11 protein-coding genes and 2 tRNA genes are annotated in these 12,234 nt (G+C 66.0%); 7 read left to right on the top strand and 6 right to left on the bottom strand.

Features of this window, described 5'->3' with window-relative positions; genetic code table 11:
- Positions 1-37: 37 nt before the first annotated feature.
- Together ACHQ4I_RS20220 and ACHQ4I_RS20215 are read left to right on the top strand one after the other, a co-directional pair.
- Positions 38-109, top strand: a tRNA-Gln gene (locus ACHQ4I_RS20220).
- Positions 110-265: 156 nt separating this feature from the next.
- A tRNA-Glu gene (locus tag ACHQ4I_RS20215) sits at positions 266-338 on the top strand.
- An 865-nt stretch (positions 339-1,203) separates the two neighbouring features.
- Here the strand turns inward: ACHQ4I_RS20215 and ACHQ4I_RS20210 are convergent.
- From ACHQ4I_RS20210 to ACHQ4I_RS20200, 3 genes are all read right to left on the bottom strand, one after another.
- Positions 1,204-1,398 (bottom strand): DUF5302 domain-containing protein, encoded by a 195-nt coding sequence (locus tag ACHQ4I_RS20210; protein ID WP_420773336.1) that lies wholly within the window; start codon positions 1,396-1,398, stop codon positions 1,204-1,206.
- Between the two features lie 131 nt (positions 1,399-1,529).
- Entirely contained in the window at positions 1,530-2,030 is a 501-nt protein-coding gene (locus ACHQ4I_RS20205) for a PPOX class F420-dependent oxidoreductase (protein WP_420773335.1), read from the bottom strand.
- Positions 2,031-2,064: 34 nt separating this feature from the next.
- Positions 2,065-2,766: an IclR family transcriptional regulator gene (locus ACHQ4I_RS20200; RefSeq protein ID WP_420773334.1), complete on the bottom strand. Its 702-nt coding sequence runs from the start codon at positions 2,764-2,766 to the stop codon at positions 2,065-2,067.
- 150 nt (positions 2,767-2,916) lie between these two features.
- Here ACHQ4I_RS20200 and leuC point away from each other — a divergent pair, with 150 nt between their 5' ends.
- From leuC to ACHQ4I_RS20185, 3 genes are all read left to right on the top strand, one after another.
- Positions 2,917-4,338, top strand: a complete 1,422-nt coding sequence (gene leuC, locus ACHQ4I_RS20195) for a 3-isopropylmalate dehydratase large subunit (protein WP_420773333.1) — start codon at positions 2,917-2,919, stop codon at positions 4,336-4,338.
- 82 nt (positions 4,339-4,420) lie between these two features.
- Complete coding sequence (leuD, locus tag ACHQ4I_RS20190) at positions 4,421-5,029, top strand: 3-isopropylmalate dehydratase small subunit (protein WP_420773332.1); 609 nt, start codon at positions 4,421-4,423, stop codon at positions 5,027-5,029.
- 156 nt (positions 5,030-5,185) lie between these two features.
- Complete coding sequence (locus tag ACHQ4I_RS20185) at positions 5,186-5,833, top strand: HU family DNA-binding protein (protein ID WP_420773331.1); 648 nt, start codon at positions 5,186-5,188, stop codon at positions 5,831-5,833.
- Between the two features lie 198 nt (positions 5,834-6,031).
- Here ACHQ4I_RS20185 and ACHQ4I_RS20180 read toward each other — a convergent pair whose 3' ends face one another.
- From ACHQ4I_RS20180 to cofC, 3 genes are all read right to left on the bottom strand, one after another.
- Positions 6,032-6,976 carry an NUDIX hydrolase gene (locus ACHQ4I_RS20180; RefSeq protein WP_420773383.1) on the bottom strand — a complete coding sequence of 315 codons (945 nt, stop codon included), beginning with the start codon at positions 6,974-6,976 and terminating at the stop codon, positions 6,032-6,034.
- A 20-nt stretch (positions 6,977-6,996) separates the two neighbouring features.
- Complete coding sequence (locus ACHQ4I_RS20175) at positions 6,997-9,156, bottom strand: RNA degradosome polyphosphate kinase (RefSeq protein ID WP_420773330.1); 2,160 nt, start codon at positions 9,154-9,156, stop codon at positions 6,997-6,999.
- A 161-nt stretch (positions 9,157-9,317) separates the two neighbouring features.
- The gene (gene cofC, locus ACHQ4I_RS20170; protein ID WP_420773329.1) at positions 9,318-10,016 is read right to left on the bottom strand and encodes a 2-phospho-L-lactate guanylyltransferase; all 699 of its coding nucleotides are present in this window, start codon (positions 10,014-10,016) and stop codon (positions 9,318-9,320) included.
- Positions 10,017-10,059: 43 nt separating this feature from the next.
- On the opposite strand from cofC, the gene ACHQ4I_RS20165 reads away from it, so the two are divergent.
- Together ACHQ4I_RS20165 and ACHQ4I_RS20160 are read left to right on the top strand one after the other, a co-directional pair.
- Positions 10,060-11,055 carry an NAD(P)H-dependent glycerol-3-phosphate dehydrogenase gene (locus ACHQ4I_RS20165; RefSeq protein ID WP_420773328.1) on the top strand — a complete coding sequence of 332 codons (996 nt, stop codon included), beginning with the start codon at positions 10,060-10,062 and terminating at the stop codon, positions 11,053-11,055.
- Positions 11,056-11,121: 66 nt separating this feature from the next.
- A complete protein-coding gene (locus ACHQ4I_RS20160) occupies positions 11,122-12,219 on the top strand; it encodes a D-alanine--D-alanine ligase family protein (protein WP_420773327.1) in 1,098 nt (365 codons plus the stop codon).
- The last annotated feature ends 15 nt before the right edge of the window (positions 12,220-12,234 follow it).

Raw genomic sequence — 12,234 nt, 5'->3', positions numbered from 1 at the left:
CGGGTCAGCCGGACACGAGGTCGAACGTCCTGGTCATTGGGGTATGGTGTAATTGGCAACACAGCTGATTCTGGTTCAGCCATTCTAGGTTCGAGTCCTGGTACCCCAGCGGAGAATGTTGTTCGTCTCTCGGTTCGCGACCGAAAGTTGTTCAGCATCCGGCGATTTGGTCGCCGAGCTTCGGTCCGCTAAGCTAACCGAGCTTCCACTGATCGAAAGATCAAACCGGAAAGGTCACCCACAGAAATGTGGGAGATCGAGTCCTGGCCCCGTCGTCTAGCGGCCTAGGACGCCGCCCTCTCAAGGCGGTAGCGCGGGTTCGAATCCCGTCGGGGCTACAACGAGTGCAAGGCTCATGCTCACACAGAGCATGAGCCTTTCTCGTTTTCGCATTGTTTTGTGGGGGTGGAACCCCCACGCCCCCACCCGGAGGGCTTCGCCCCCGGACCCCCGAGTCGGGCCGGGGGCTTCGCCCCGGATCAGGAGCTCGGGGGCGTTGTGGGGGTTTGAAACCTGCAGCCCATCCGGAGGGCCTCGCCCTCCCGGATTCTCGAGTGGGGCCGGGGGCTTTGCTCTGGACCAGGCGCTCGGGGCATTGTGGGGTGTGGAGCCCCGCAGCCCATCTGGAGGGCTTCGCCCGCGGGTCCTCGAGTGGGGGCGGGGGGCTTTGCTCTGGACCAGGAGCTTGGGGGCGTTGTGGGGGGTGTGGAGCCCTACAGCCCATCCGGAGGGCTTCGCCCTGCCGGATTCTCGAGTGGGGCCGGGGCTTTGCTGGACCAGGAGCTCGGGGCGCGTTGTGGGGGTGTGGAACCGCACAGCCGAGAGCCTCTGGATCCTCGAGCGGGGTCGGCGCTTCGCTCCGGACCAGGAGTTCAGGGGCGTTGTGGGGTGTGGAGCCCCGCAGCCGACCGGAGGGCTTCGTCCCCGGACCCTCGGGTTGGGCCGGGGGCTTTGCTCTGGGCCGGCAGCTCGGGGAGTCATTGTGCGGGTTCGGTGCTGTTCCCTCGCAGCTGTGGGCCTTTGTCTTCCTCGCAGCTGGGGCGATTTGTCGTGGCGGGTGTGCGGCTATCCACTGGTGCGCCGTCGGTGGTGCGACGCGAGTTCGTGTTGTCCGACGGGGCTGGGGGTGCTCGAGAGATTCGGCGATACGCAAAAGGCCCTCCAGGGGTTTCGCTGGAGGGCCTTTCTCGGGTTGGTGGGGCTTTATCCGCTCTTGCGCCGGAACTCGCGCTTGTGGCTTGCGCTGCCGTGTGTTGTCGACGCCTTCGACCTGCCGTCCAGGTGATCGTTCGACTTGGCGTGGTGCTGGTTCTTGCGCTCCAAGGCTTCCTTGAACTTGCGCTTGACCTCGTCGGCGCTGGAACCCGCACTGCCGTTGGAACTATCCGCTTCCGCCATCGTCTGCTCCTCGTCGTCGCGGCCGCGCGCCGCGCCAAAGGGCGTCGTCGCGCGGCCGATTCGGGTCGAACAGGGTTGACGCTACTGTGCGGGGTGCGGTGTGTCAGGCGGATATTGCCCGCGTGCCGCGATCAGTCCAGTGGTTGTGCGGTGGTGCCGCCGAGCGGCAGCTGGGGCAGGCCGAGTTTGCGATGGTCCCAGCTGCGCAGGCGATCCGGGATCACCCGGACGGCGACGCGCTTGTTGAGCATCTGCTCGACGAACGGGCGGACCTCTTCGCTGTAGGGGCCGGTGTAGCGCTCCCAGACGCTCACGCCGACGGCGTACAGCTTGTCCGGGTCATCGATGATCTCGGCGTGGCCCTCGATGGAGACCCCGCGCAATTGGTCGTAGGTCTGGCCCGCCTCCACCATGCAGGTGATGCGCGGGTCGCGGCGCAGATTCACGGCCTTTTGCGACTTGGCCTTGGTTTCGAACCAGACCTCGCCGTCGATCAGCGCGTACCACATCGCGGTCAGGTGCGGCGCGCCGTTCGGGCCGATGGTCGCCAGCGTCGCGATGCGGCTGCGCTGCAGGAATTCGGTGATCTCGGCGTCGGACATGACGATCTGCGCCCGTTGGTTTACTCCCATGCGAACCAACCTTAGATGTTCGAACTAGAACGCGTTACAGTCTCTTGTGCAGCGCGTCCGCGGCGGCGACCAGGTCGGCGGCCCAGCGTGCGCCGGGCCTGCGGCCCATGCGATCGATCGGACCCGACACCGAAACGGCGGCGATGACGTGGCCGGCGGCGTCGCGCACGGGCGCCGAGACGCTGGCCACACCGGTGGCCCGCTCGGCGGCGCTCTGCGCCCAGCCGCGCTTGCGGACCTCGGCCAGCGCTCGCTCGCCGAATACCGCGTCGGCCAGGATGGTGCGCTGCAGTTCCGGATCCGCCCAGGCGAGCAGCACCTTGGCGGCCGATCCGGCGGTGAGCGGCAGTCGCGCCCCGATCGGGACGGTGTCGCGCAGGCCGACCGGCGGCTCCAGGGCGGCGATGCAGACTCGCGCATTGCCGTCACGGCAGTAGATCTGGACGCTCTCGCCGGTGATCTCGCGCAGGCGCGGGAGAATGGCCGAGGCGGCCTCGTGCAGCGGATCGGTGGCGCCGGCGGCGAGTTCGGCGAGGGCCGGGCCCGGCCGCCACAGACCGTTGTTGTCACGGGCCAGCAGCCGGTGCACCTCGAGCCCTACGGCCAGGCGATGGGCGGTGGCGCGGGGCAGTCCGGTGCGGGTGCAGAGCTCGTTGAGACCGCATGGGTGCTCCGCGACGGCATACAACACTGACACCGCTTTGTCGAGGACGCCGATACCGCTATGCTGTCTCATAGAACGATATTAGCGTCTCGGATGTTGAGAAGGCCACTCAAGCGCTCTGCTCGCTCCGTACGTGTCGAATAGCCAAGAAATTGTGCAGCCGGGGGCCGCGCCTCAGCCCAGATCGCGCGAACCGGTTGCTCGTCGGAAAGGTGATCGAGAATGGCCGAGCGCCGCACACTGGCCGAGAAGGTGTGGGAGCAGCACGTCGTCGCCCGCGGTGAGGGCGAAGGCGCCTCCCGTGAGCCCGATCTGATCTACATCGATCTGCACCTGGTGCACGAGGTGACGAGTCCGCAGGCCTTCGACGGACTCCGCGCCGCCGGTCGCCCCGTGCGCCGTCCCGATCTCACCATCGCGACCGAGGACCACAACGTCCCGACCATCGATATAGATAAGCCGATCGCCGACCCGATTTCGCGCACCCAGGTCGAGACCCTGCGCCGCAATTGCGCGGAATTCGGTGTGCGGCTGCATCCGATGGGCGATCTGGATCAGGGCATCGTGCACGTCGTGGGCCCGCAGCTGGGTTTGACGCAGCCGGGTACGACGGTGGTGTGCGGCGACAGCCACACCTCGACCCACGGTGCGTTCGGCGCGCTGGCAATGGGTATCGGCACCAGTGAGGTCGAACATGTCCTTGCCACCCAGACGCTCTCGCTGCGCCCGTTCAAGACCATGGCGATCACCGTCGACGGCCAATTGCCGCCCGGTGTCACGAGTAAGGACCTGATTCTGGCCGTCATCGCCAAGATCGGCACCGGCGGCGGTCAGGGCTATGTGCTCGAGTACCGCGGCGAGGCCATTCGCGCCATGTCCATGGAGGCGCGAATGACGATCTGCAACATGTCGATCGAGGCGGGTGCGCGGGCCGGAATGATCGCTCCTGACGAAACCACCTATGAATTCCTCAAAGGACGCCCGCACGCGCCGCAGGGAGCCGACTGGGACGCCGCAGTGGCCGCCTGGGATGCGCTGAAGACGGACGAGGGCGCCGTTTTCGACGCCGAGGTGCACATCGACGCCAATGCGCTGACCCCGTTCGTCACCTGGGGCACGAACCCCGGACAGGGTGCGCCGCTGGGTGAGACGGTGCCCGATCCCACGCAGATTGCCGACGAGACCGCTCGTGAGTCGGCGGAGAAAGCGTTGCGATACATGGATTTGGAGCCGGGAACTCCACTTCGTGATGTATCGGTCGACACCGTATTCGTCGGTTCGTGCACCAACGGGCGTATCGAGGATTTGCGTGCTGTGGCCGGGATTTTGAAGGGACGCCACGTCGCCGACGGGGTACGAATGTTGGTTGTACCGGGATCTATGCGGGTGCGCGCACAGGCGGAAAAAGAAGGACTGGGCGAGATTTTCACCGCGGCGGGCGCCGAATGGCGTCAGGCGGGCTGCTCGATGTGCTTGGGAATGAATCCCGATCAGCTCGAGCCCGGTCAGCGTTGTGCATCGACGTCGAACCGCAACTTCGAGGGGCGGCAGGGCAAAGGTGGCCGTACACACCTGGTTTCCCCGCTCGTAGCGGCCGCGACGGCGGTCCGCGGCACCCTGTCCGCACCGGCGGATCTGGACTGATCGGCGTGCGGGCACTGTTGCGCCCGCATCGATTCGTCGCTCAGCTCGCGCAAATCGCCTAACGACCCAGGAGAATCAGCAAATGGAAGCCTTCACCGTCCACAAGGGGATCGGAGTGCCGCTGCGCCGATCCAATGTCGACACCGATCAGATCATTCCGGCCGTCTACCTGAAGCGGGTGACGCGAACGGGATTCGAGGACGGACTGTTCGCGGCCTGGCGATCGGATCCGGACTTCATTCTGAACACCGATCCCTATAACCGGGGTACTGTGCTTGTCGCCGGTCCGGACTTCGGTACCGGATCGTCACGAGAGCACGCCGTATGGGCGCTGTCGGACTACGGCTTTCGCGTCGTCATCTCCTCGCGCTTCGCCGACATCTTCCGCGGCAATGCGGGCAAGGGTGGTCTGTTGGCCGCGCAGATGTCACAGAACGATGTCGAAATGCTGTGGAAGTTGCTCGAGGAACAGCCCGGCCTCGAATTGGTAGTAGACCTCGAGGCGCGCACGGTGACGGCCGGAACCGTCGTGTTGCCGTTCGATATTGATGACTACACGCGGTGGCGTCTGCTCGAAGGATTGGACGACATCGGGCTGACCCTGCGGCGCAGTGACGTGATCGACGAGTTCGAAAAGGCAAGGCCAAGTTGGAAACCCACAACCCTTCCGGCGCATATTTCGCAGGCGTAATCACCCGGTAGTGATAGCTGTGCAGCCCTAGGGGCGGTAGCTGGACGTGTGCTAAACCACATGAATTTTGGCGTGGCACATAGACTCTTGCTCAAAGTGGGTTTACCGTGGTACCTAGTCGGTCCGACGACGGGCCATTAGTCTGCGGAGGATTCAATGAACAAGGCGGAACTGATCGACGTTCTGACCGAAAAGTTGGGTACGGACAGGCGCACGGCCACCGCGGCAGTCGAGCATGTGGTCGACACCATCGTGCGTGCGGTGCACAAGGGTCAGAGCGTCACAATCACCGGATTCGGTGTGTTCGAACAGCGTAAGCGTGCGGCTCGAGTTGCCAGGAACCCGCGCACCGGCGAAACCGTCAAGGTGAAGCCCACTTCGGTGCCCGCGTTCCGTCCGGGTGCGCAATTCAAGGCCGTCATCGCGGGTAAGCAGAAGCTGACCGCGAGCGGCCCCGCCGTCAAGCGCGGCGCGAATGCACCGGTGGCAGCGAAGAAGGCGGCTGCCAAGAAGACGGCGGCGAAGAAGACCGCCGCCAAGAAGGCGACCGCCACCAAGGCGCCCGCCAAGAAGGCCGCGGCGAAGAAGGCCCCGGCAAAGACGACCGCGCGCAAGGCAACTGCCACCAAGACGGCCGCCAAGAAGGCGCCCGCGAAGAAGACCGTCGCCAAGAAGGCTCCGGTCAAGGCGGCCAAGAAGGCCACGGCGGCCAAGAAGGCCACCGCCGCGAAGAAGACCGTCGCGAAGAAGGCGCCCGCGAAGAAGTCCGCGGCCAAGAAGGCTCCGGCCCGCCGCGCTCGCTGACGCTTCATCCGTGATCCGACGCCGCATCGAATGCGGCCGAAGATCCGGCACCGCCAGGTGATTCGGCGCCGCTAGGCGCAATCACCTGCCATACCGGCTCGAAACGGCCCCGAGGTTCGCCTCGGGGCCGTTTCGAGCGTCTGGGTCCGGATTTTGGCCCAAATAGAGACCGTATGACGGTTATGGTCCCAAAAGGGGTCAGGACTTGACGATGGCGTCCGAGAGCGACCGGTCGAGGTGGTCGGCGGCGACCAGCCGACCCGAGGCGAAAGACAGCACCCACACACTGCCCTTGCGGTTGCGCGCGGACGGCAACGTGATGCCGTCCCGATCGGCCCACCACGCCAGCAGATCGGGAATTACCTTGCCCTGACTGCACACAACGCGCACCGCGCGATCCGGTACGAGGGAAACGGCGCGTTGGCGGGCCTTGTCCGGCGCTGCGGCATAACCGCTTTCGGACAGCAACGGCTCAATGGCGATGCTCGTACCGAGTTTGTCCGCCAGCGGCATCACCGACTGGACACAGCGCACCGGATCGGCCGAATAGATCTCGGATGCACCGAACGCCAGTAGATTCGGGACCAGAGCCTGTGCCTGTGCCTGTCCGGCCCGCTCCAGTGGGCGCTGCTCGTCCGGACCGTCGAATCGGTTCCTGCTGCCCGCCTTGGCGTGCCGCACCAGCAGCAGCGTGCTGGTGGCCGCGGGCAGGCGGGCGAAGGCGCGCAGCACCTGTCGGTCCATCGGATAGGACAGTTGGTCCATCACCCGGTCCAGTGTGTACCAGGACAGCAGATCGACCTCGGAATTGGCGATGAACGCACCACCGGCCACCTCGGCCGCCCAGTAGTCCACCCGCTTCAATTTCCGGTGTCCCGGAACCGGATACGTGACGTGCCCGAGATAGCGGCCCAGACGGCAGTCCAGGCCGGTCTCCTCGCGCACCTCGCGCACCGCCGCGAGCACCGGTGTCTCGCCCGGATCGAGTTTGCCCTTGGGCAACGACCAATCCTGATACTTGGGGCGATGGACCACTGCTATCTCGATGGCGCCGGAACCGTCGGCCGCTCTGCGCCACAGCACCGCCCCCGCGGCGTGAATGTTGGCTGTTACCCGGGGATCCCAGAACGGTCCCCCGTCCATTTCGTATCCCGTCGTACCACTCACTGTTGATCCGGTCTCCGCAGTCGCATCAGGAATTCTTGGTGGTCGCGTACTCCCACGCCGTCTCGGTCGGCGCCGTCGGGCGAGGCCTGCCAGCTGCCGTCGGCTTGGAGTACCCAGCAGCGGGTCGTGGAATACAGGGCGGAGTCGAATACCGACCCCAACTGCTCGCACAGCTTCGGATCCTTAACCTGCGCCATGACTTCCACGCGCCGGTCCAGATTCCGGTGCATCATGTCGGCGCTGCCGATCCAGTATTCATCCTGGGCCTGGAAGTGCATGACTCGCGAATGTTCCAGGAAGCGACCGAGAATCGAGCGCACCTCGATGTTCTCGCTCATGCCCTCGACCCCCGGTCGCAGGCCGCAGATGCCGCGCACCACGATCTGTACCGGTACACCGGCCTGAGAAGCTCGATAGAGCGCGTCGATGACTTGCTCGTCGACAATCGCGTTGGCCTTCATCCGGATTCGCGCCGGGGCGCCTTGGCGCGCGAGGTCGGTCTCGCGCTGGATGCGGTCGATGATTCCGGCGCGCACACCCTGCGGTGCGACAAGCAGGTTGCGGTAGTTGGCCTTTCGCGAGTAACCGGTCAGCGAATTGAACAGATCGGTCAGGTCGGCGCCGATTTCCGGTGCGGCGGTGAGCAACCCGACATCCTCGTAGAGTCGCGCGGTCTTCGGGTTGTAGTTTCCGGTGCCGATATGGCAATAGCGGCGGATGGTCGCGCCCTCGCGGCGCACCACCAGACAGGTCTTGCAGTGGGTCTTGAGGCCAATGAGGCCGTAAACCACGTGCACACCCGCCTGTTCCAGCGCGCGGGCCCATTTGATGTTGGCCTGCTCGTCGAAGCGCGCCTTGATCTCGACCAGTGCGACGACCTGTTTGCCAGCCTCGGCGGCGTCGATGAGCGCGTTGACGATCGGGGAGTCACCAGAGGTCCGGTACAGGGTCTGCTTGATGGCGAGCACCTGAGGATCGGCAGCGGCCTGTTCGATGAAGCGCTGCACGCTCGTGGAGAACGAGTCGTAGGGGTGGTGCACCAGCACATCGCCCTCGCGCAGCGCCTGGAAGACGTTGCGCGGGGTTTCGCGCTCGCCGAACGCCGGTGGCGTCGCGGGCACATACGGTGCGTCCTTGAGATTGGGCCGATCTACGCCGTACACCTGCCACAGGCAGGACAGGTCCAGCAGGCCGGGCACCTGGATCACATCGCCGGGATCGACCTCGAGTTCGCGCAACAGCAGATCGAGCATGTGCTCGGTCATATCGTCGGAGACCTCTAATCGGACCGGCGAACCGAAACGTCGGCGTGCCAGTTCGCGCTCCAGTGCCTGCAGCAGATCCTCGTCGCGGTCCTCGTCGACCTCGAAATCGGCGTTGCGGGTGATGCGGAACGAGTGGTGCTCGACCACCTTCATCCCGGGGAACAGCAAATCGAGGTGCGCGGCGATCAGTTCTTCCATCGGCAGGAAGGCCGCGACGGGGGAGCCGGAGTCGTTGCGCCGCACCCGCACGAAGCGATCGACGTTATCGGGCACCTTCACCCGGGCAAAGTGCTCACCGCCGGTGGAGGAATCCTTCACCGTCACCGCGAGGTTGAGACTCAGGCCGCTGATATAGGGGAACGGGTGCGCCGGATCCACCGCGAGCGGGGTGAGGACCGGGAAGACCTGATCCTGGAAATAGCTCGAGAGGCGCTGGCGCTCATCGTCATCCAGATCGGACCAGTCGATGATGGCGATGCCCTCGGCGGTCAGCGCGGGCAATACCGAGTCGAGGAAGACGCGGGCGTGCCGGTCGGCGATCTCCTGGGCGTGCGTCGCGATCAGCTCCAATTGCTCGGTGGGCGAACGGCCGTCGGCCGAACGCACCGAAAGTCCGGTCTCCGCACGGCGTTTGAGACCGGCGACGCGGACCATGTAGAACTCGTCCAAGTTGGAGGCGAAGATCGCCAGGAATTTCGCGCGTTCCAGCAATGGCAGCGACGCGTCCTCGGCGAGGGCGAGCACCCGCGAGTTGAAATCCAGCCAGCTGAGCTCGCGGTTCAGATAGCGATCACGTGGCAACCGCTGCGCTTCCGAATCCTCGGTCAGTGGTGTCGCCGCGGGCAGCGGTGTCGGCAACAGCTGCTGCTTGACGGTCTCGGTATCGCTCATGCCCATGCCTCGCTGGCACGCGGCTCCGACAGGCGCGATGCGCGCTGGTACGGCATTCGCTCGCTTCGCTCACTCACGGTAACGATCATCCCCTACGAACCGGGCCCTGTGCAGCCCGACATCATCTTTGACGTGAGTATCACGCCCAGCGTGGCGACCGGCTAGCACACCCGGCGAACCCGATCGTGAATGCGAATCGGCCAGCCGATGTCGTGCAGCACAGCGCACGTCGAATCCCCGGTGCCGAGGTCGACGGCGCGGTCGAGATCGTCGGCGGTGTCCACGTCCAGCCGCAATCCCGGCCAGTCACCGCGCAGATCGACTGCGCCCGCGGCGATATGCCTGCCCGCGGAACCCGGCCCGAAACGTGGGTCGAGCGCGACGACGGTGTCGCGGACGAATAGCGCGGCGGTGCCACTGCCGGCGTGGTCGACGACGACCGAGCGAGCACCGATCGGCGCGGTGGTCAGCATGTCCGAGAGTTCGTCCGGGCGCACCGCGGGCAGGTCCGCCTGTAGCGCTAATAGTTCGACGGGACCGTGCCGGTGCCGCAGGGCGGTCGTCGCGTCGGTGAGCGCGGCGTTGAGACCGTCGGGATCGGCGGGGTCGATCATCGCGCGGCGAGGTTCGGGATGGACCGCCGCGCCGAGCGTGCCCGCCAACTCGGCGACCACCGGATCCGGGGTCACCACGGTGACCGTCGCGATCTGCGGCACGGCGATGGCGGCGGACACGGTGTCGGCGAGCATGGCGAGCACCAGCTGTGCCCGGTGCTCCGGGCGCAGCCGGTCGGCCAGGCGGCTCTTGGCCCGATCGAGGCTCTTGACCGCGATCACGGCGTGCACGGCATGCGGACGCATGGTCCTAATCCTTCCACGAGTGGTTCCGTGGCATATTGGGCAGATGACGAGGGCGGCAGTGCTGGGCGCGGGATCATGGGGGACCGCGTTCGCGAAGGTGTTGGCGGATGCGGGAACCGACGTCACGATCTGGGCCAGGCGGCCCGAGGTGGCCAAGGCGCTGACCACCGAACATCGCAATCCGTTCTATCTGCCCGGTGTGCAGCTCCCGGCGGTTGCGGCCACCCACGATCACGTCGAGGCGCTCGACGGAGCCGACATTGTGGTACTGGCGGTTCCGTCTCAATCCTTGCGCGCGAATCTCGAAACGTGGAAGGACGCGATCGGTACGGACGCCGCGCTGCTGAGTCTGGCCAAGGGCATCGAGACCGGCACGCTGCTGCGGATGAGTCAGGTCATCGGTGAGGTCACCGGAGCCGACGAGAGCCGCATCGCGGTGCTGTCCGGTCCGAACCTGGCCAAGGAGATCGCCGCCGAACAGCCCGCGGCGACGGTGATCGCGTGCACCGATGCCGCTCGGGCGGTCGCGCTGCAGCAGGCATGCGCCAACGGATACTTCCGGCCCTACACCAACACCGACGTGATCGGCTGTGAGATCGGCGGTGCGTGCAAGAACGTCATCGCGCTGGCCTGCGGCATCGCCTCGGGAATGGGGTTGGGCGACAATTCGATCGCCAGTCTGATCACCCGGGGCCTGGCCGAGATCATCCGGCTCGGGGTCGCGCTGGGCGCGGAGCCGGTCACGCTGGCGGGACTGGCCGGGGTGGGCGATCTGGTCGCCACCTGCACCTCGCCGCTGTCGCGGAACCGGTCGTTCGGACATGTGCTCGGGGCGGGTGGGTCCATGGAGGCCGCCCAGGAGGCGACCCATGGCCAGGTCGCCGAGGGTGTGAAGTCGTGCACATCGATTCGGGCGCTGGCCGCCGCGCACAATGTGGAGATGCCGCTGACCACATCGGTGCACCAGGTGTGCCATGAGGGTCTTTCGGTGCGCGAGGCGGTCGACAATCTGCTGGGACGGCGGATCAAACCGGAATAGGGCCGAACGCTATAACCACACGGGCGCGAGGTTGGTTCCACCCGCATAACGGGTACGGTTCCGTGCATGACGAACCGGATCAGGGTGGCTGTGGTGTTCGGCGGCCGCAGCAATGAGCACGCCGTGTCCTGTGTATCCGCTGGCAGCGTGTTGCGCAACCTGGATCCGGAGAAATACGAGGCCGTCCCCATCGGCATCACCCTCGAGGGCGCCTGGGTGCTGGGAAGTTCCGATGTCGCCGCACTCGGATTCAAGGACAACGCACTGCCCGCGGTGGACGGCACCGGCACCGCGCTGACGCTGGCCGCCGACCCGAGCCGGTCCGGCGCACTGGTCGCACTCGACGATCCGAGCGCGGCACTGGGGTCGGTGGATGTGGTGTTCCCGATCCTGCACGGCCCGTTCGGTGAGGACGGCACGCTGCAGGGCATGCTCGAACTGGCCGGGGTGCCGTATGTGGGGCCGGGCGTGCTGGCCAGCGCGGCGGGTATGGATAAGGAATTCACCAAGAAGCTGCTCGCCGCCGAGGGGCTGCCGATCGGACGGCAGGTGGTGCTGCGGCGCGGTACCGATACGCTCGGCGCGGAGGATCGGGCGCGGCTCGGACTGCCGGTATTCGTCAAACCGGCGCGCGGCGGATCCTCGATCGGCATCACCAAGGTCACCGACTGGAACGAGTTGGACGCGGCGATCGCCGCGGCGCGTGAACACGATCCGAAGGTGATCGTGGAGGCGGGCATCCTCGGCCGCGAAGTCGAATGCGGTGTGCTGGAATTTCCGGACGGGCGGGTCGAGGCCAGCGTGGTCGCCGAGATCCGGATGCCGGATGCCGATGCGGCGGCGCCGGAGTTCTACGACTTCGAAACCAAATACCTCGACGACGTCTGCGAATTCGACGTTCCGGCCAAGCTGGACGACGAAGTGTCCGACAGGGTCCGGGAACTCGCGGTGCGCGCGTTCAAAGCGTTGGACTGCCAAGGACTCGCCCGTGTCGACTTCTTCGTCACCGCCGAGGGGCCGGTGATCAACGAGATCAATACGATGCCCGGCTTCACCTCGATATCGATGTACCCGCGCATGTGGGAGGCGACCGGAATCGACTACCGGACACTGGTTTCCACGCTGATCGAGACGGCGCTGGTGCGGGGTACCGGCCTGCGCTAGCCGACGGGATGTGCT

Origin of the sequence: Nocardia nepalensis (assembly GCF_048910785.1) — a bacterium.
GTDB classification, from domain to species: Bacteria; Actinomycetota; Actinomycetes; order Mycobacteriales; family Mycobacteriaceae; genus Nocardia; species Nocardia nepalensis.
Note: the sequence above shows the minus strand (reverse complement) of the source record. Positions and strands in the feature narration are given on the sequence as shown.